This is a genomic window from Polaromonas sp. P1_G2 (assembly GCF_056405515.1).
On record NZ_JBFUBY010001253.1, the window covers coordinates 1 to 435 of the forward strand.

Below are 435 nucleotides of genomic sequence, written 5' to 3' on the forward strand. Positions count from 1 at the left end.
TGCGGACGCAGACGGCGAAGGCATCGACATTCATATTCTGCTGCGCGCTCCCGACGACGACACCGCCGTCCGCGATGCCCTCAATGCCCTCTCCGAAGAAGGTTTCCACGAGGCGGACCTCGACCAGATCGGCACGCTGATGGGCGAACCGGACGAGGAGCCGCATCTGTCGGCCTATCAGGGTGCTCTCGAAGGAGAGATCTCGATCATCCGCTTCAATTGAGGGCCTGATCCGTCAATCGTCGCGTTCGCTGGTGTCATGCGCCATGTGGTCGCAGAGAGATTATCGATTTTCTTCGGCCGCATCACGCCATTGTCATGGAGGTCAAACAATCACTTGGTAGGAACAGCGGTCCGCCTTCCAAGGGAGCTCTCCATGGCCAACATCACCAAAATCCTTGCCGCCGGCATTATCGCCTTCGGCCTCGTCTCGCC

1 protein-coding gene is annotated in these 435 nt (G+C 59.3%); it reads left to right on the forward strand.

Annotated elements, in window-relative coordinates; all coding sequences use genetic code 11:
- A partial coding sequence (locus tag AC1D0P_RS30010) for a hypothetical protein (RefSeq protein WP_477680063.1) occupies window positions 1-223 on the forward strand: 223 nt, incomplete at its 5' end.
- Window positions 224-435: the final 212 nt, after the last annotated feature.